Origin of the sequence: Arenibacter arenosicollis (assembly GCF_014397245.1) — a bacterium.
GTDB classification, from domain to species: Bacteria; Bacteroidota; Bacteroidia; order Flavobacteriales; family Flavobacteriaceae; genus Arenibacter; species Arenibacter arenosicollis.
In genome coordinates, this window is the sequence record NZ_JACLHY010000019.1 from 45,383 (window position 1) to 62,725 (window position 17,343).

A 17,343-nucleotide genomic window follows, 5' to 3' on the forward strand; every position below is an offset into this window, starting at 1 on the left:
GTTTAGAGGCTTTTAGCTGCGGTTTTAACTGCCCTGATTATCCTTGTATGGCTACCACAACGGCATATGTTGCCTTCGAGCGCATTTCTGATTTCCACATCATCCGGACTGGGGTTTTTGTTCAACAGGCTAATAGTGGTCATCACCATCCCATTGAGGCAATAACCACACTGGGCGGCTTGTTCCTTTACAAATGCTCGCTGAACGGCATGTAGTTTTCCGTTATCACTTACAAGACCTTCCAAGGTGGTTATTTCAGATTTACCAATGGACGAAACTGGTAACATACAACTAGTAGTAGCAGTGCCATTTACCAACACTGTGCAGCTCCCACATTGCGAAAGTCCACAACCATATGTAGGTGCGTTCAGCTCTAGATAATCACTTAAAACATGGAGTAAGGGGGTATCGGCTTCTGTTTCGACCTTTTTTTGGGAACCATTGATGTTGAGGTGGTAGGTTGGCATGGTTACAAGTTTAGCTTCTAAGATAATGAAATGCTTTTCCAAAACAAATGAATTGTTAATTCAGTAGTAAAGCTGATCATCTAGATAATTATTGGATTTTTCAGAATGTGTTCAATGGCTTTAGTTAGGTCTTATACTTTAAATGAATTAAGTATTTAAAGCCTGTAAAACACGGTCTGGGGAAAATGGTAGATGTCTTAATGGTTTCCCCGTTAATTTCAGAAATGCATTTGCTATGGCACAGGCAACCATAGGTGTTGCCGTTTCACCAACCCCTTCGGGTATTTCTGTGGATTCAAGGATTGCCGTTTCAATACTTTCCGGGATGTCCTGCATCCTGAGTAAATTGTAATCATGAAAATTGGATTGTTGCACCTTGCCATCAACTATGGTAATTTGTTCCTTCAGTACACTGCTCATGCCCATAATGATGCCACCTTCCATTTGTGCTTTTACATTGTCCGGTTGAACCACCACTCCGGAATCCAAGGCAACCCAGAAATGATGTACTTTAATATTGCCCGTACTGCGGTCAACAGAAATTTCACAAACTCCTGTCCCCAATGATCCATGTTCCACAAAAGCCATACCCTTGGCCCGGCCATTAACGGATGGTGTGTTCCAATTGGATATTTCAGCGACTTTTTCCAGTGTAGCCAATGCCCTAGGTGCCTTGGCCATTAATTTTCTCCTAAGTTCCAAAGGATCTAATCCCTGATCACTCGCAATTTCATCCAGCATACACTCAATAGCAAACTTATTGGGACCATGGCCCACGGCACGCCAATGTTTTAAGCGAATGCCATTGGAGGCTTCCCGCCATTCCGCAAATTGGTTGGGGATATCATAATGGTCATTTGCCACAGCACTTGCCACTAGGTTTCCACCGTCCCCAATAACACTGTGCGAAAAACCGGTGACACTACCATTAGGGTCTGTACTTGCAATTAAACGCTGTAGGGAAAGAGGACGGAAAGCCCCATAGGTAATATCGTCCTCCCTAGTCCATATTAGTTTTACGGGAAGTGGTGCCATTTCTTTGGCCAGTACGGCACATTCCTCAACAAAATCGTTCATACTTCGCCTGCCAAATCCACCACCCAAATACTGAAGGTGTACGCTTACATTTTCCGGGGCAATGTCCAGGATTTTGGGTACACCCAACTTGGTGTCCGGACCCTGTTGACTACCAACCCATACTTCGGCACTACCACCATCTTCAGCAACCTGCACCACCGCATTTAGAGGTTCCATCTGGGCATGGTAAACATAATCGTTTTTAAAATCGACCTTATAAGTTTTGGCGGCAGTTTTTATGGCCTTTGGAAAATCCCCTTTTTCTATGATTACCTTACCACTTTGTTTTTGTGACGCTATTTTTTCATAGGTGGCATAAACCTCCTGGGAATTATGTCCGCTAGCCTTCGATTGACTCCAATTTATTTTTAAGCTCTTTTTGGCGTTCAAGGCTTGTTCCAAAGTCTTGGCAACAATCCCAATGGCATAATCCAAGGGGATTATTTTTAGTACCCCTTCCATGGCCAGGATTTCCGATTCATTGGTCAAAGTAGGTTTGGAACCGTGCAGATTTCCTCTTTCCAAAACTCCGTAAACCATTCCTGGCAAGCGAATATCAATTGCAAATAGAGCACTGCCATCCACCTTGGCAGGGATTTCAGTTCGGGGAATATCTTTTCCGACCAACTGGAATTCCGTGGGATTTTTTAATTGTTCTTCTGTAAAATCGGGTAGTGTTTCGGGCATTTCCAAAAATGGAACCAAGTCACCATAGCTTATTTTTTGATCCGTTTTTTTATGAACTATAAAACTTTTGTATGTTGTTATTTCCGAAATGGGCACTTCCCAATGTTTGGCCGCACTACTCATTAATACATAACGGGCCTGGGCACCTGCCTTTCGCATAACCTGGTAGTAACTATTTGTAGTTCTGCTCCCCACCGTAAACATAAGCTTGCTACCTGGGGCCCATCCAGGAGAACCATATACCTCAGATTCCTGAGGAGAAAACTCCACCTTCACCTTGGACCAGTCCGCATCCATTTCTTCCGCAAAAAGCAAAGGTAAAGAGGTCATAGATCCTTGCCCCATTTCGGCGGCTGGATTATAAATAGTGATTAGGTCATCTTCCGATAATTTCACCCAGGCCGTAAGCGGATGTCGTGCGAGTTGTTTCTCTATTTGCTTTGGATCCCTACAAGAGATTAGTTGAGGCAGCATTCCTGAAACTCCAATAAATAGGGCCACCCCACTGGATGATTTTATGAACTTTCTCCGACTAATAATTGTTTTAGTTTGGTCCATGATTTTAATTTTCAATTTTAGATTGGGAAGCAGCAGCCAATTCAATGGCCTTAATAATACGCAGGTAGGTACCGCAACGACAAAGAATACCATTCATATGGGTCTTAATTTCCTCAGTTGTAGGATTGGGGTTGGCATCCAAAAGGGCAACGGCCTGCATGATTTGTCCAGACTGACAATAGCCGCATTGTGGCGCCTGGGCTTCAATCCATGCTTTTTGAACCGGATGGTCCCCGTTTTTGGACAAACCCTCTATGGTTTTAATTTTTTGGCCTTCCGCAAAATTGTCCACTTGCAATAAGCAGGCCCGCATGGGTTGATTGTCGATATGAACCATACATGACCCGCATTGTCCAATACCACAACTGTATTTGGTTCCGGTAAGTCCCAAATGTTCCCTTAAAACCCAAAGCAAAGAAGTACCCTCGGTAACTTCAACTTTGAATTTTGAATTATTTATGTCCAGTTGATAAGTAGCCATGAGATAGAAATGTTTCCCATTAAATTACTGAAAAAGAAGGATGTAGCCTATTGTAAGTTTGAAAATTTAGGTAAACAGGTATTCTATAGTGTATTTGGGGTTGGGTTCTGGCTAAACGATAGATTAAGAGTAATTAGGCTATATCAGCCCCATACTGGAAGCTATATAAACTAGATGGGTGGTATTGGAGGCATCGAAATAGTCCTTTAATTTACTGATATTGGCCTCAATTGACCTTATGCTATTGGGCGAAATGCCGTCTTCTTTGAGTATTATGCTTATTTCGTTCTGTTTATAACCTATTGCCAATAAGGACAATAATTTTTGGTCATAATCATTTAATTCCAAGGCGTTTTTTTGCTGGAGTGCGGCCGAGGCTATGGGGCAGGTGTAGGTTTCATTGTTGGCAATGGCTTCAATGCTGTTCTGAAGTTCCTTGAGGCCGTTCAATCCCTTGCAAACATAACCATCAATATTTTGGTCTTCAAATAATGATTTTATGGTGTTGTGGTCGTCCTCCACAGAAAAAACAACAATCTTTATTTCTGGATAAATTTCTTTTATAGCCGTAATAAGTTCTTGGCCGTTTTGAAGTTTTTTATTGTTTCTTGGATCGTCGAAGGACAAATCGGTTATTAACAGCCTAAAAGGCGTGCCATCCAAGATTGCTCTTTTCAGTTTCAAAAGTGCCTCATCACAGTATTGGGAATGACCAATATTGGTATATCCCAATGAATTAAGCATGGTGGTAACCCCCAAATTATTGCTGTCTATATCCTCAGATACAAATATTCTATCAAATCGCATATGTATTTTTAAATGGCAAATGTTATTGTAGCCGTGACACCTTCGTTTTGTTTTGAATCGAAATTAATATTTCCGTTAATACCATTCATGCGGTTTTCCACATTCGTAAGTCCATTTCCTAGATAATTCTCCGTTGCATTAAAACCCACTCCGTTGTCCACATACTTAATAACAACTTGTTTATTGTTCTTGGCACAGGTAATGGCGACCATGGAAGCCTGACTATGTTTCTTCATGTTTACCAGTAACTCTTGTAGTACCCTATATACTTCAATTTTCGCTTCTGCAGATACCTTGTCCCAAAAATCCGAAGTCAGTTCCTTGGTTATTATTTTAGTTTTAGGAGAGCTATAGGAATTAAGAAGGGCCAAAAATTCCTTTCCAAAGTTTTCTCCTGTATTAATGGCCGTATATTCCTTGCTGATATCCCTTATTCTTTTATAAATACTGTTTAAGCCTTCCAGGATTATAACCTTTTCGGATGCCACTATTTCCTGAGGGTCTTTTTGTACTTGGGTCATGAGGTAGAAAATATCATTGCCAAGTTCGTCGTGTAATTTTTTTGAAAGACGTAGTTCGGTCTTGTAAGCCATCTCCAATTGTTCCTTTTTCTTCTGCTGATTTTTATAAAAGACCACAAAGACAATTAGTATCAATGAAATTACTGTGGCGGACAGAGCCATAATATTCTGTTTTTCTTTATTGGCAACTTGGGCCAATAGCATAAGGTTTCTTTTTTCTAAAGTGTCGTTATCATATTTCGTAGCGGCATAAATAGAGCGAACGGCCTGTTTTGTCTTTTCAAGCTTGTTCTGCACCTTGGAATAATAGATAGCCTCCTCGGAAACATCCTGTCCAAGGGATTTTTTTAGGGGTAATAATAAATCCAAAGCTTCCAAAATAGCGACTGAATTATTTAGTTTTTTCGAGTAGGCAAAGGCTTTTTGGGCATAAGTCAAAGCCAAAGGTTTATTGGTTTCAAAATAGTATTCTGCCAAATGGATAGTGCTGGATATTAATCCGGAAACCGTATTTAATTCTTGCCGTATTTTTAAGGAGTTTAAGAGGAGTGACTCGCTTTCTGGGTTATTCTTATTTTCCAACCACTTAAAATGGCCCATATTACAAATGGCGCGGGAATATTGAATTTGATTATTCCCTTTGGTACTTTGTGCTATTCTATCCAGTATGCCAAAACTGGAATTGTAGCTGTGCAGTGCCGCCAGAATATTAGCTCTTGTGATGGTAATGGCCGACAGATTTTCTGTGGTAATGTCCGCGGTAGGATGTGCGTTTAGCAGGCTAAAAATTTTGTCGTTCCAGCGGAGGGATTCTTTATAGTTTCCCAATTCTTTCTGACAGACCGAAATTGTTTGATAAAGACCGGTGATGGATTCTATTTCATTGGAGCCTTCCAGATATTTTAGCCCCTCGGTTGCGGTAATCATACCTCCACTATAATCACCCAAACTTTTCTGAATGTTGGCCATATCCAGCAATCGGTCCCCAGCACCAATACTGTCATGTAACTTTAAATTCATGGAATAGGATTTATCAAAATAAAAGTAGGCCGAATCCAATTGATCCATTCTTTTAAAATAATATCCTTGCCGCCAATAGGCATTGATTATATAACTACTATCAGAGGCAAATTGGGCCTTATGGAGCAATTTCTTGGAATGGATAATAGCACTTTGGTAGTCTTTCTTTTTTGCAAAAACTCCAATTTCTTTTATGAGTTGTCCTAATGAATCTGTTTCCGTTTGCACAGAAAAGGAGTTAAGGGTGGTAGGATGTACTGTGATGTTTTCAGAGGAAAAACCAGCTAGACAACAATTGTAAATAAGGACAATAATGAGGGACGGACCAAACTTAAAATTCATCCCTCCAAAATACAAAATGCCTTCACATTTAGGAACGCTTTTTGTTAAAATTACCTGTGGCCAGTAGGTCAGGTGAGTGGTAATTAGGGAGCATCTTTCCACAAAACAACTAAAGCAAGCGATTAAAAGTGCAACTAATGCACTAATAAAAGGGACAAAAAAATCTATTTTAATATCAATTTAACACCGTTAGGTAACAAAGGTTACAAAGATAGGGTATCCTCTTTCTTATTTTTGTGCCTATCATGAAAGCTAAAACTTACATAGCGGTACTATTAACCTTCATCTTTATGGCAAAATTTGTTGCCATAGATGCAAATGGTCTCAATCACCTGTTCGGCGGAAGTGATATAGCTTTTGTAAACCCGCATTGTAAAAATGACAATCCCCCAAAGCTGACCAAGAATACAACCAGTTTTTCACAAGCCGACGACTTAACTTCTGAAGTAATTGTATTAAATGGCTTTTGTACTTCGCAGTTTAAATTGGAGCTGTTCTCTTGGGAAGCGGATTACTCAGAACCCATTTCAATTTTTAACGAACATTTCTCTTCTAGGTTAAGTTATCTATACTTGGATACCACCTCTCCGCCACCTCGGTTGGGCTAACAAACATTTCACAGCCTTTTAAGCTGTGTTTCTCGAGTAATTCTTTATCCCTAAAATATTATAGGAGGAACTATTACGGACAAACACCATACAAAATCACACATTAAATTTTTACAATGACGACTAAAATTTTAATCAGCCGTCGTTCCATACAACTGTTGCGCATATTGGTAAGTGGCATATTTCTTATAGCAGGTTTCAATCACCTGCTTAATGTAGAAAAGACCGCCCAGCGGATAGAACAGGCCAGCTTTAAGGGGATCGCCTATTATTTTGGAGAACCTCAATGGCTCATTATTCTGTCCGGTATCGTAATGCTCACAGCAGGTTTTATATTCCTGATCGGGTATAAAACCAAATGGGCGGCACTTATCCTGATGGCGGTTTTGATTCCCATAACATTAACTGTTCAAGTAGGACAGATTACGACCTTGGGCCCGCTGTTTAAAAACATAGCAATTTTAGGTGGACTTCTTTTTTTTATTCTGAACGACACCGATAACCTTTTAAAATAATTCATATCGTAATGAGCCATAACACTTCTTGATACTGACCGAGAAGCTCAATGGCGTATTACATATGACCTTTAAAAATTAATAAAAATAACATATGAAAAAATACATTATTAGTTCAATCTTTATAATGCTCGCCCTGTTTAGCACGGCTAACCTAAGGGCGCAGGAAATAAAAAACAGTAAAAACAATTATGTGGTGCTTACCAAAAAAGTACCGCAATTACAGCCCATTATCCTCACGGCCGAAGCGTTAAAGGCAGAGGATGGAGAGAATTTCGGCGATTTTCAGGTCATTATATGTGGCAAGGAAATAGGTGATATTACCGAAGCCGATAAAATTGGAAAGTTTATTGACAAGGCAGAAAAGGCAGGGGTAAATATTGTGGCCTGTGGGTTTTCACTGAATAAATTCAATGTGGATAAAAAAAGAATCCCCAAGGAAATAAAGGTGGTAGAAAACAGGATCTTATACAATTTTCAGCTTCAGAAGAAGGGTTATAAAAGCATAAGTCTATAGTTATGAGAAATTTTAAGAGATTCCTTTTAACTACGCTCCCCCTTGTAGGCATACTATTGGTAATGGTGGCCTATAAAACGGGAAAAACGAAGGTACTGGCTAGCAATGCGGCCGTTAAGGATACTTTGAGTATTACGATCTTACAAACCGCCGATATTCACGGGCAGCTTGATACACACCCTGAACTATTCTGGGAAGATGAAAAAGTTGTTTTCAAGGACCGTGGGGGCCTCGCCAATATCAAGACCCTTTTTGATCGGGAGCGCCAAAAGCATCCAGATAGAACCATCATCGTAGATGGTGGCGACCTGATACAGGGTAGTGGTTATACTGCCCTGTCTGAAGGAAAGGTGATGCCCGATATTATTAAAAGAATGGGGTATGATGTTATCATCCCAGGAAATTGGGAAGTGGTCTACGGGAAGGATATAATGATGGATGTAATGCAAGGTTACGAAACTGATGTAATCGCCCAGAATATGTATCATGATAAAAGCGAAAAGCCCTTGTTCCCTGGGTATTCCATAAAAGAAATTGAAGGGGTCCGAATCGGTTTTATTGGTATTAACGACCCAGACGTTCCGGTTAGACAGAATCCTATTTTTAGCGAAGGCATAGGTTTCAGCGGCCTTGATGACAAGTTGAAAAAGATGGTGGACGCAATCAAGGTCGATGAAAAGGTGGATGTACTTTTCTTGGTAACCCATATCGGTATTTTTAAGCAGGTGGAACTCGCCAATAACCCCATTGCCGAAAATGTAGATTATGTGTTGGGCAATGATACCCATGAACGGGTGCGCGAGCCCATACAGGGCAAATATGCCAAGGTTACCGAACCCGGTGCTTTTGGTTCCTTTGTGGGTAAGTTGACGCTTCACTTTGTGGACGGAAAATTGGTGGGTGATGATTACGAGCTCATCGATGTTGACCCTAAAGTATTTCCTGCAGACAAGGTTATCCAAGCTCTTGTGGACAAGGCAAAGGCGCCATATAGGGAACACTTGGAAACCGTGGTGGGTTATACTGAAACGCCTATTTACCGGTACCTGACCGTGGAAAATCCGATGGACAATATGATTACCGATGCGGCCCGCTGGAAAACGGGAGCCGATATTTCAATTTCAAACGGTTTTCGTTTCGGCAACCCTATCGTTCCAGAACATGGAAAACCTGCGCCCATCACCAGGGCAAATCTATGGAATTTGCTCCCGGTAAACGAAAAGATAAAAACCGGGAAGGCCACAGGAAAACAGATCAAGGCTTGGTTGGAAAATGAAATGCACAATGCCTTCTCCGAAAATCCGACCGAACGTTTTGGCGGTTGGTTGGTGCGGTTCTCTGGGATGAAGGTAGATTTCAACAGCCAGAATGCAAAGGGCACCCGAATTTCCACAATAACCGTAAACGGTGAGCCCATGCATGATGATGAATACTACACCATCTCGGCCTGTGTACGGCCTGGGGATCCGCTGGACAATCTTTGTAGAATGCCGAATGTCAAGGATGTTGAGGTAAAGGATTATACCATACACGAGGTTGTTGAAGAGTATCTCAAGATAAATACACCTGTATCTCCCACTTTGGAAGGGAGGGCATATTGCGAATATCTCGGAGCATATTCCTTTTCGACCGTCCCTAAAACCGATTATATATTTCAATAAAAATTAGAAATTATGGCAAATAAGATAAAAAATAAGAACATAAAGAGAACGTGGATACAGTACGGAGTTATTGCCGTAGTGGCCATTACGCTGTACGCCACGGGTCTGCATACCGATGTAATCGGTTTTGCACAACGCGGACTGCTCGCTACCGGTTTAATGAACCCCGATGTGGAGGAGATTGCAGAACTGCGGCAGGAGGAAAAAGAGAATGAGGGTGAAATGGCCAAGGTGTCGGATTTTCCCAAAGCAGATTTCAATCTGCAGTTGATAGATAAGGATGGGAATAGCAAGTCTTTGGCAGAATTGAAAGGCAAGGTCATCTTTTTAAACTTTTGGGCAACCTGGTGTCCGCCCTGTATTGCAGAAATGCCCAGCATCGACAAATTGCATGAAGAAATGGGGGATGAGGTGGAATTTGTAATGCTCTCCTTGGATCAGGATTTTGAAAAAGCCAAGGCTTTTGATAAACGCAAAGGGTACGACCTGCCAATTTACGCCCCTGCAAGCAATTTGCCCCCCATGTTTCAATCGTCTGCCATCCCTACTACCTTTATTATTGATACCGATGGAAATTTGGTATTGACCCATGAGGGTATGGCCGATTATAGCGACCCGGAATTCAAAAAATTCCTGCATAGTTTAAAGTAAGTGTTTTTCCCAAACGGGATGGGAAGATGTAAACCATTGAACTGTCCCTTTTAGGAAAACCTATGATTATGGATGGCATTCAAGCTTGCCATTTGCTGTTGGGCATGTAGTCGATTTTTTGCACAATGACCTAGGCGAAATTGAAATCAAGACTGAAAAAAAATTGGGGGAAAGGCTATTTTCAGAGGTTCTGAATCCAATTTATTTGTAAATTAATCAATGGTTTTTTATTGCCATATTCGGCTTAATAATAACCGAAACTGATAGGACACTAAAGCACTAAAAAGATGAAACTGAATATTTTGTTTATAAACGACGTACACGGCTACCTTGCCCCACATCCAGAATTGTTTTATGATGAAACAGGGGAGGTAGTGGAAATGGCTGGAGGTTATGCCCACATTGCAGGCGTAGTGGAGGATATTCGCAAGGAAAACCCTAATACACTTCTTTTTGACGGGGGCGATACCTTACACGGCACCAAACCCTTGGTTGATTCGCAGGGCGAAGCTATTATACCCATTTTAAATGCACTGAAGCCTGATGCTTTGGTAGGGCATTGGGATTTTGGTTATGGTCCGGACCGGTTACAGGAAATCAACAAACAGTTGAATTTCCCTATGTTGGGATGTAATGTGTATTCTGAGGATGGGTCCAATTTTTTACAACCCACCATAATGTTAGAAAAAGAACACCTAAAAATAGGAGTCATTGGCGTGTGTGCTATGATTGTGGACAAAGTAATGCCGGTGAAGTTTAGTAAGGGTCTAAAATTCACTTCAGGCATGGAGGAAGTTCCAAGGTATATCAAGCAATTGAAAGCTGATGGAGCTAATATGATCATGCTGCTTTCCCATAACGGTTTTCCGCAGGACGTGGAACTATTGAAAAAAGTCGACGGCATCGATATCTGCCTGAGCGCCCATACCCACAACCGAATTTATAGTCCCGTTGAGGTTAATGGAGCACGCATAGTACAATGTGGGTGTCATGGGGCATTTGTGGGGAAGTTCACCATCGATTTTAAAGAAAAAGAAATTACGGGCTGGGATTACGAGCTTATAAAGGTTGACGGTTCCCTCCCGATACATACAGAAGTGGATAAATTGGTTCAAAACATTTTGGAACCGTATCAAAAAATTAGGACTGCAGTTTTAGGCCGTACAGACGAGATATTGCATCGTTATTGTGCAACGAATTCTACCATGGACAATTTGCTCCTGAAGGCTATTGCCCACGTTACAAAGACCGATATTGCTTTTTCAAATGGCTGGCGTTATGGAGCGCCCATACCCGTAGGGGATATTACCGAAAATGATCTGTTCAATATTACCCCTATGAATCCGCCTGTCTCTACGGTAGAACTCACCGGAACTGAAATCAAGGAAATGCTCGAAGAAAATCTGGAGCGCACTTTTAGCAACGACCCATTTGGACAAATGGGAGGGTATGTAAAACGAACTTTAGGGCTGCAGGTGAATATGCGAATTGAAAACCCGACGGGACATCGCATTCAGGAAATCTATTACCAAGGGTCACACCTCAATTTTGAAAAGACCTATAAAGTAAGTTTTGTAACTACCCAGGGGGTGGCCAAAAAATATGGCAAAAACCGTAAAGAACACAGTCAAAAAGCTGTGGAAGCCATGAAAGCATTTTTAAAGGAGAATCCCGATTTTAGCCCGGATAATACAGAACGTTATCGTTTGGTTTAGTCAAATTGGCCCTAGAGAATTTAAATCCCTATAGAAAATCCGCTGAATGTTCCTAAGCATTTATGAATGTAGTAAGCATTCAAAACATGACCAAGAATCCATCCATTTGGGTGGCGAGGATGTCGTATAACGCTGAGCGTGCGAATATTGTAAAGGGGGGGTGATTCTTTTTGCTATTAAACCGTTTTCCTTCCCACATTGCCATCATCCCCTATTCGTTGCACAAAGGTTTTAATTGGAAATATTGAGGCTATAGGTGGTTGTCCACAACACGGATATATAAATTATTTCAAATCTCAATGCCCAATTTCGCAAGAACATCCAGAGTAGGTTTCACCATGCCAGTCAAAACCTGGCGCGTAGTCGTTCATTTCCCAATAAAAGGCACTTCTAGGTTTTTCATAATTTCCAACCTCGTCCATAGTTTCCGTATCGTATAATCTGCCATTGATCATGGTGTATCTTACCGAGTTGGAATTTCGAATATTTTCCAGCGGATTTTTATCCAAAACTATCAAATCTGCCAACATTCCTTCTTTTAGGGCGCCTATCTGATCGTCCATCCCTAAATAATTGGCCCCGTTTATGGTTGCTGCTTTTAAGGCTTCCATATTCGTCATTCCTCCCTGTGCCAGCATCCAAAGTTCCCAATGTGCTCCAAGACCTTGTATCTGGCCATGTGCACCCAAATTTACCTTTACCCCTGCGTCCGACAATTTTTTGGCATTTTTGGAGACCAGGATATGGCCGTTTTCATATTCTTTTATGGGAGCCATGGTACGGTGCCTAGATCGGGAGTCTATAACACTCCTCGGGGTATATTTTAATAGTTTTTCATCTTCCCAAACGTTGGTGGTTTGGTACCAGTAGTATTCCCCGTTCAATCCACCGTAATTAACGATCAGGGTAGGGGTGTAGCCAGTTTGACTAGCGGCCCATAATTGAACAACGTCCTTACTCAAATTAGCAACCGGTATATTGTGCTCTATTCCGGTATGTCCGTCCAAAATCATGGACATATTATGAAAGAATGTGGAGCCCCCTTCAGGCACTACCTGAATTTCATATTCATTGGCGGCCTTTATAATTTGCTGCCTTTGATCCCTTCTTGGTTGGTTGTAACTTTTTACCGAAAAAGCTCCAAAGGCTTTCGTTCTATAAATGGCCGAACGTGCATCCTCCAAATTGTTTACGGTAGCTTTAAAATCGCCATCTGCGCCATATAAAATTGCGCCAGTTGAAAAAATCCTGGGACCCACCATATTTCCAGCACGTACCATTTCAGATTGTGAGAATACCATCTCGGTATTAGCGGAAGGGTCGTGTGTTGTAGTAACGCCATAGGCTAGGTTGGTGTAGTATTGCCAATGTTTTTGCGGGCTAAGACCAAATCGAAAATGTCCAAGGTGCGCGTGTACATCTATTAAGCCGGGCATAATTGTTTTACCACTTACATCAATAATTTTGGCATCTGCAGGTATACTAAGGGAGTTCGTGGGACCAATACCCGTAATTTTATTATCCTTGATTAGAATGGTGCCATTTTCCAATACTTCATCTTCATTCATGGTAATAATCCTTGCTCCCGTAAAAGCGATAGTGCCTTTTGGTTTGTCCGATGCAAGGCTAAGGTTGATTTTTATACCTAGGGTATCCATTTTTGGAATAGAATCCGGAGCGCCTTCCAAAAAGAGAAACCTTTGGTTAATGGCCGTACTAAAAAAGGCATCCCCTAAGGTCCAATTGAGTTTGCTGCTATTAGCGGACCAATGCAAATTAATTCCGGCATCACGAGCTACTTGGGCAACGGGGACATTGGTGGCCTTTCCGTCCAATTCAATGGTATTCCCTGTCATAGGTAGGGCTGCAATATAAACCTTGTATAAATTCGTAAATGCTATCCAATTATCGTCCGGACTCGGAATTATCCTTTGTGCATATTTGGATTTCACCAATTCTCGAGCCTCCTTGCCTTCTAGGTTTACAGATTTCAGGGTTTTGGTGAGTTCTCCAAAAAGATATCCCCCAGTTTGGTAATAGATCCTGCTCGCATCCTTATTGAACGCTGGAAATTCGCCCTCCTTTATGACCAATTTCTTGTTGGATTTGAATCCGCCTTTTTTGGTATAATTTACATCCAACAAATAAATCCCGGGTTCTTTGGTATTTACATAACCCTGATGCCCGTTTCCAGCTTCTTCCCGATATACAATAAGGTTGTTGTCTTTAGGTGAAAAAGAAGGCTCTCTGTAAATGGCCATTTCACTGGTCAAGGTTACAGGTTTGTTTTTGGGTGAGGTTAAATCCAATCGTTGGATAGTTCCCATATTTTCGTCGTTCCAAGTCACATAAACCAGGTATTTGCCGTCTTTTGAAAAGGAGGGCTCAAATTCAAGGTCAGTCCCTGAAGTGAGTCGCACCGGGGTGCCATTTGGAAGTGCCTTTTTCCACAAATACCCGGCTGCATTGAAAATTAAGTTTTTACCATCGGGGGAAGTTACGGCATTGCGTATGGCTTTTGGGCTAAAGGTATCCGGGGCCGCATTGTTTTTAAATCTTAAGGCGTTTACAATTTTATGGTTGGCCGTTGCTTCAAAGGGTATGTCGGTTACCTTAAGGGAATAGACATCAATATTTTTGATTTTCCCCTGGGCCCAGATAATAATGGATCTATCGTCAGGAGTAAAATTGAACCCTGTGTAGGGCCCAAAGACTGCCCAGGTTTCCTGTTGGTCTTTACTAAGTTGATCGTATATGGGCCATTCTTTCCCAGATTTAAGATCATGCAGGTAGAGCACTGTTTTTTCCCGTACCCGTTTTACAAAGGCCATCACTTTGCCATCATGTGAAATTACAGGGCGTATGGCTCCACCTGGACCACCTGTTACCCTTTCGGTTTCCCCATCTTCAAGGTTATATCTATTTATGACATATATCTGGCTGTTGGGGTCTTTGTTATATTGAAAGGCACCACCGGGATAAACGTCTTCGCTGTAATATACATATTTACCATCCGGTGAGGCCCAAGGTTCCCCAGCATCCTGTTGATCATTTTTCTTTTTGGTAAGTTGAATGCCCTTTCCGCCCGATTTGTGGTACATCCAAATTTCACCTGCTCCCAGCGAACGGGTTGCCGTAAAATGTTTTCTGCAAAAGATATAGTTGCCATCTACCGACCATACCGCATTGTTTACAAGTCTAAAATCTTCCTTGGTTATTTGTTTGGCTTCGGTACCATCCGTATTCATGATCCAAATATTATCTCCTCCGCCGGCATCACTGGTAAAGCTAATATGCTTGCCATCAGGGCTATATCTAGGCTGAACCTCATATGCATGTCCCTCCCTTATCAAGGTTGCGCTACCCCCGGTGATGGGCATTGTGTAAATATCGCCTAACATGTCAAAAACTATTTGGCTGCCGTCAGGACTTACATCCAGACTCATCCAAGAACCTTCGTCCGAGGTGATGGAGACATTTTTGAATGATAGAGCGGGGTTGGACACATCCCATTTGTCTTTCTTGGTTTCTTCTGTATCTTGTGAATTGGAAGTTTGGCAAATAAGTATTAAAAGGGTGAATAGGATACTATTTTTCATAGAGTGTATGGCTTGCAATTGTTAAGCGCTTAGGTTTGAAATAAAACTTTAAAGATAGTATTTTGGATTAAACTGCCCTATAGAAATATGGCTTCGCACGTTGGGTTGAACATGTGTTGGCGGAGGTACTCGAAGTTGGGAGACTTTGCGCAGCGCTTACTTGAACAGTAAAAACAACATCGCGGGGTCCTCCTTAAAGGCCTCCCTAATTTTGGTAAAGGCTATCCGCATTTGAGATTCCACGGTTTTAATAGAAATCCCCATTTGTTCTGCAATATCTTTATACTTAACCCCTTGTGTTTTATTCAGCATTATTATTTCTCTGCACTTTGGAGGGAGGGAATCAATGACCTGTTTCATTTTCTGAATACGTTTTTCCAAGGCATCTGAATCCTCTTCTATTCGGTCCAAAAGCGCACGCTCCCAAATTTGACTTAGTAGTTTTTCCTGCTTTTTGGCTTTCTTAATAGTATCAATATATCTATTGTACGCTATGGCATAGAGATATGCCTTTGGGGATTTGGTTTCGTCCAACTTAGACCTATCCTCCCATAGGCGAATAAAGGCGTGCTGAACAATATCTTCCGACTGTACTTTGTCATGGTTATTGGTGGTGATATACGCCACTAGTCGATCGTAAAATGTATTAAAGAGATACCTGAATGCACTCCTGTCTCCGTTCTTCATGGCAACTACTGCCTCAATTTCATTCATTTGAGCTGGTTGTTTATTTACATGGCATTTGGAACATTATTGCGAATATCAAATTTTTTTTAATTCTTTTTAAGGGTTTTATATTTTTTTAAAGTATTGGTTGTGTAATGTGTAATAAAAGTTATTTCATAACGAACACAAAGCGGGATAAAAATTGGGAAAAAGGTAATGAAAAAAAATATAACAAAGTTGCTTCTTGGCACCATTACGGAAAAGGAGATAATGGAGCTTCGTAACTGGTTGAAAGATCTAGAAAACCAGTCTGTTCTTGAATCTTATGTTCGTGATTATCACGATCTAAACTTGGCAACATTAGAAAGCAATCTTGATGATGCCTACCACAAGGTGGCCCAGCAAATAGACAGTAACAAAAGACCGATTAAAAGGCTTTTCCCAATTTGGTCTAAGTATGCCGCTGCAATTGTATTGTTGTTTGGTTTGGGGTTTTTATTTCAACAAGGTTTCCTTTCCCGGGAAGACCTCGAAGTTCTTGCTCCTAAGGATGAATCTATAACCTTGGAATTGAGCAACGGTACAATTCAAACTATTGATATCAAGAGCGTCAAAGAAGTAAAGGATTCAGAGGGAAATATTGTGGGGACTCAAAAACAAAATCAGATCAGTTATTCCCAGGTAACAGAAAGGGAAGAATTGGTTTTTAATACTCTAAAAATTCCGAATGGTAAAAAGTTTCAATTGGAATTGTCCGATGGTACTTTGGTGCACCTAAACGCCGGTAGTTCCTTAAGATATCCGGTTAATTTTCTAGAGGAGGGTCCCAGGCAAGTATATCTTTCCGGAGAGGCTTATTTCGATGTTACCAGTAATGCTTTAAACCCCTTTATTGTAAATGTCGATGAACTGGATGTAATGGTACTTGGTACGGAATTTAATATTTCAGCTTATGCCGAAGATGGGCATATAGATGTTGTTTTGGTTGAAGGTTCCGTTGGTATGAACAAAAAGGACCAACTTGAAAGGGGGTCTGTTGAGTTGTCTCCAGGACAAAAAGGAACTTATGAACAAGATTCCAAGAGTATATTGGTGGATAAAGTAAATACTAGCCTTTACACCTCTTGGATGCAAGGTCATTTGGTATTTAGAGATTTGACTTTTGATAGTATCTTGAAAAAACTCGAACGCCATTATAACATAGAAATAGTCAATACTAATGTTGTACTAGGAAAAGAGGTCTTCAATGCGCGTTTTGATAATGTTGAAATTGAAGAAGTGCTTGGATACTTTAATGATATCCATAGCATCGATTTTAGGATTCAGGGAAATAAAGTAATAATAAAGTAAAATAACAGAATTGTAACAAAAACAAATTTGAACGCCTATGGATTAAAATCTCAAACGCCGTCGCTTTATTCTAAAACAAAACAAAACCGGAAAATGCGCTA

14 protein-coding genes are annotated in these 17,343 nt (G+C 41.0%); 7 read left to right on the top strand and 7 right to left on the bottom strand.

The window, feature by feature from the left end; genetic code table 11:
• Positions 1 to 2: 2 nt before the first annotated feature.
• From H4O18_RS16245 to H4O18_RS16265, 5 genes are all read right to left on the bottom strand, one after another.
• On the bottom strand, positions 3 to 467 hold the full coding sequence (locus H4O18_RS16245) for a (2Fe-2S)-binding protein (RefSeq protein WP_187586483.1): 465 nt from the start codon (positions 465 to 467) through the stop codon (positions 3 to 5).
• Positions 468 to 614: 147 nt separating this feature from the next.
• Positions 615 to 2,789 carry a xanthine dehydrogenase family protein molybdopterin-binding subunit gene (locus H4O18_RS16250; RefSeq protein WP_187586485.1) on the bottom strand — a complete coding sequence of 725 codons (2,175 nt, stop codon included), beginning with the start codon at positions 2,787 to 2,789 and terminating at the stop codon, positions 615 to 617.
• A 4-nt stretch (positions 2,790 to 2,793) separates the two neighbouring features.
• Entirely contained in the window at positions 2,794 to 3,270 is a 477-nt protein-coding gene (locus tag H4O18_RS16255; protein ID WP_187586488.1) for a (2Fe-2S)-binding protein, read from the bottom strand.
• Positions 3,271 to 3,408: 138 nt separating this feature from the next.
• Positions 3,409 to 4,077, bottom strand: a complete 669-nt coding sequence (locus H4O18_RS16260; RefSeq protein ID WP_187586490.1) for a DNA-binding response regulator — start codon at positions 4,075 to 4,077, stop codon at positions 3,409 to 3,411.
• Between the two features lie 8 nt (positions 4,078 to 4,085).
• Positions 4,086 to 5,846, bottom strand: a complete 1,761-nt coding sequence (locus H4O18_RS16265; RefSeq protein ID WP_187586492.1) for a sensor histidine kinase — start codon at positions 5,844 to 5,846, stop codon at positions 4,086 to 4,088.
• 404 nt (positions 5,847 to 6,250) lie between these two features.
• Here H4O18_RS16265 and H4O18_RS16270 point away from each other — a divergent pair, with 404 nt between their 5' ends.
• The 6 genes from H4O18_RS16270 to H4O18_RS16295 all read left to right on the top strand — a co-directional run bounded on the left by H4O18_RS16270 (position 6,251) and on the right by H4O18_RS16295 (position 11,627).
• Positions 6,251 to 6,568, top strand: coding sequence for a hypothetical protein (locus H4O18_RS16270; protein ID WP_187586494.1), 318 nt, complete (start codon positions 6,251 to 6,253; stop codon positions 6,566 to 6,568).
• Between the two features lie 116 nt (positions 6,569 to 6,684).
• A complete protein-coding gene (locus H4O18_RS16275; protein ID WP_187586496.1) occupies positions 6,685 to 7,083 on the top strand; it encodes a DoxX family protein in 399 nt (132 codons plus the stop codon).
• A gap of 94 nt (positions 7,084 to 7,177) precedes the next feature.
• The gene (locus tag H4O18_RS16280) at positions 7,178 to 7,600 is read left to right on the top strand and encodes a sulfur reduction protein DsrE (protein ID WP_187586498.1); all 423 of its coding nucleotides are present in this window, start codon (positions 7,178 to 7,180) and stop codon (positions 7,598 to 7,600) included.
• A gap of 2 nt (positions 7,601 to 7,602) precedes the next feature.
• Positions 7,603 to 9,261, top strand: coding sequence for a bifunctional metallophosphatase/5'-nucleotidase (locus tag H4O18_RS16285; protein ID WP_187586500.1), 1,659 nt, complete (start codon positions 7,603 to 7,605; stop codon positions 9,259 to 9,261).
• Between the two features lie 12 nt (positions 9,262 to 9,273).
• Complete coding sequence (locus H4O18_RS16290) at positions 9,274 to 9,912, top strand: TlpA family protein disulfide reductase (protein WP_187586502.1); 639 nt, start codon at positions 9,274 to 9,276, stop codon at positions 9,910 to 9,912.
• A 287-nt stretch (positions 9,913 to 10,199) separates the two neighbouring features.
• On the top strand, positions 10,200 to 11,627 hold the full coding sequence (locus tag H4O18_RS16295; protein ID WP_187586504.1) for a bifunctional metallophosphatase/5'-nucleotidase: 1,428 nt from the start codon (positions 10,200 to 10,202) through the stop codon (positions 11,625 to 11,627).
• A gap of 296 nt (positions 11,628 to 11,923) precedes the next feature.
• Here H4O18_RS16295 and H4O18_RS16300 read toward each other — a convergent pair whose 3' ends face one another.
• Both H4O18_RS16300 and H4O18_RS16305 read right to left on the bottom strand, forming a co-directional pair.
• Positions 11,924 to 15,226, bottom strand: coding sequence for an amidohydrolase family protein (locus H4O18_RS16300; protein WP_187586506.1), 3,303 nt, complete (start codon positions 15,224 to 15,226; stop codon positions 11,924 to 11,926).
• Positions 15,227 to 15,382: 156 nt separating this feature from the next.
• On the bottom strand, positions 15,383 to 15,940 hold the full coding sequence (locus H4O18_RS16305; RefSeq protein ID WP_187586508.1) for an RNA polymerase sigma factor: 558 nt from the start codon (positions 15,938 to 15,940) through the stop codon (positions 15,383 to 15,385).
• A gap of 168 nt (positions 15,941 to 16,108) precedes the next feature.
• Between H4O18_RS16305 and H4O18_RS16310 the strand changes: the two genes are divergently transcribed.
• The gene (locus H4O18_RS16310) at positions 16,109 to 17,242 is read left to right on the top strand and encodes a FecR family protein (protein WP_187586510.1); all 1,134 of its coding nucleotides are present in this window, start codon (positions 16,109 to 16,111) and stop codon (positions 17,240 to 17,242) included.
• Positions 17,243 to 17,343 lie beyond the last annotated feature (101 nt).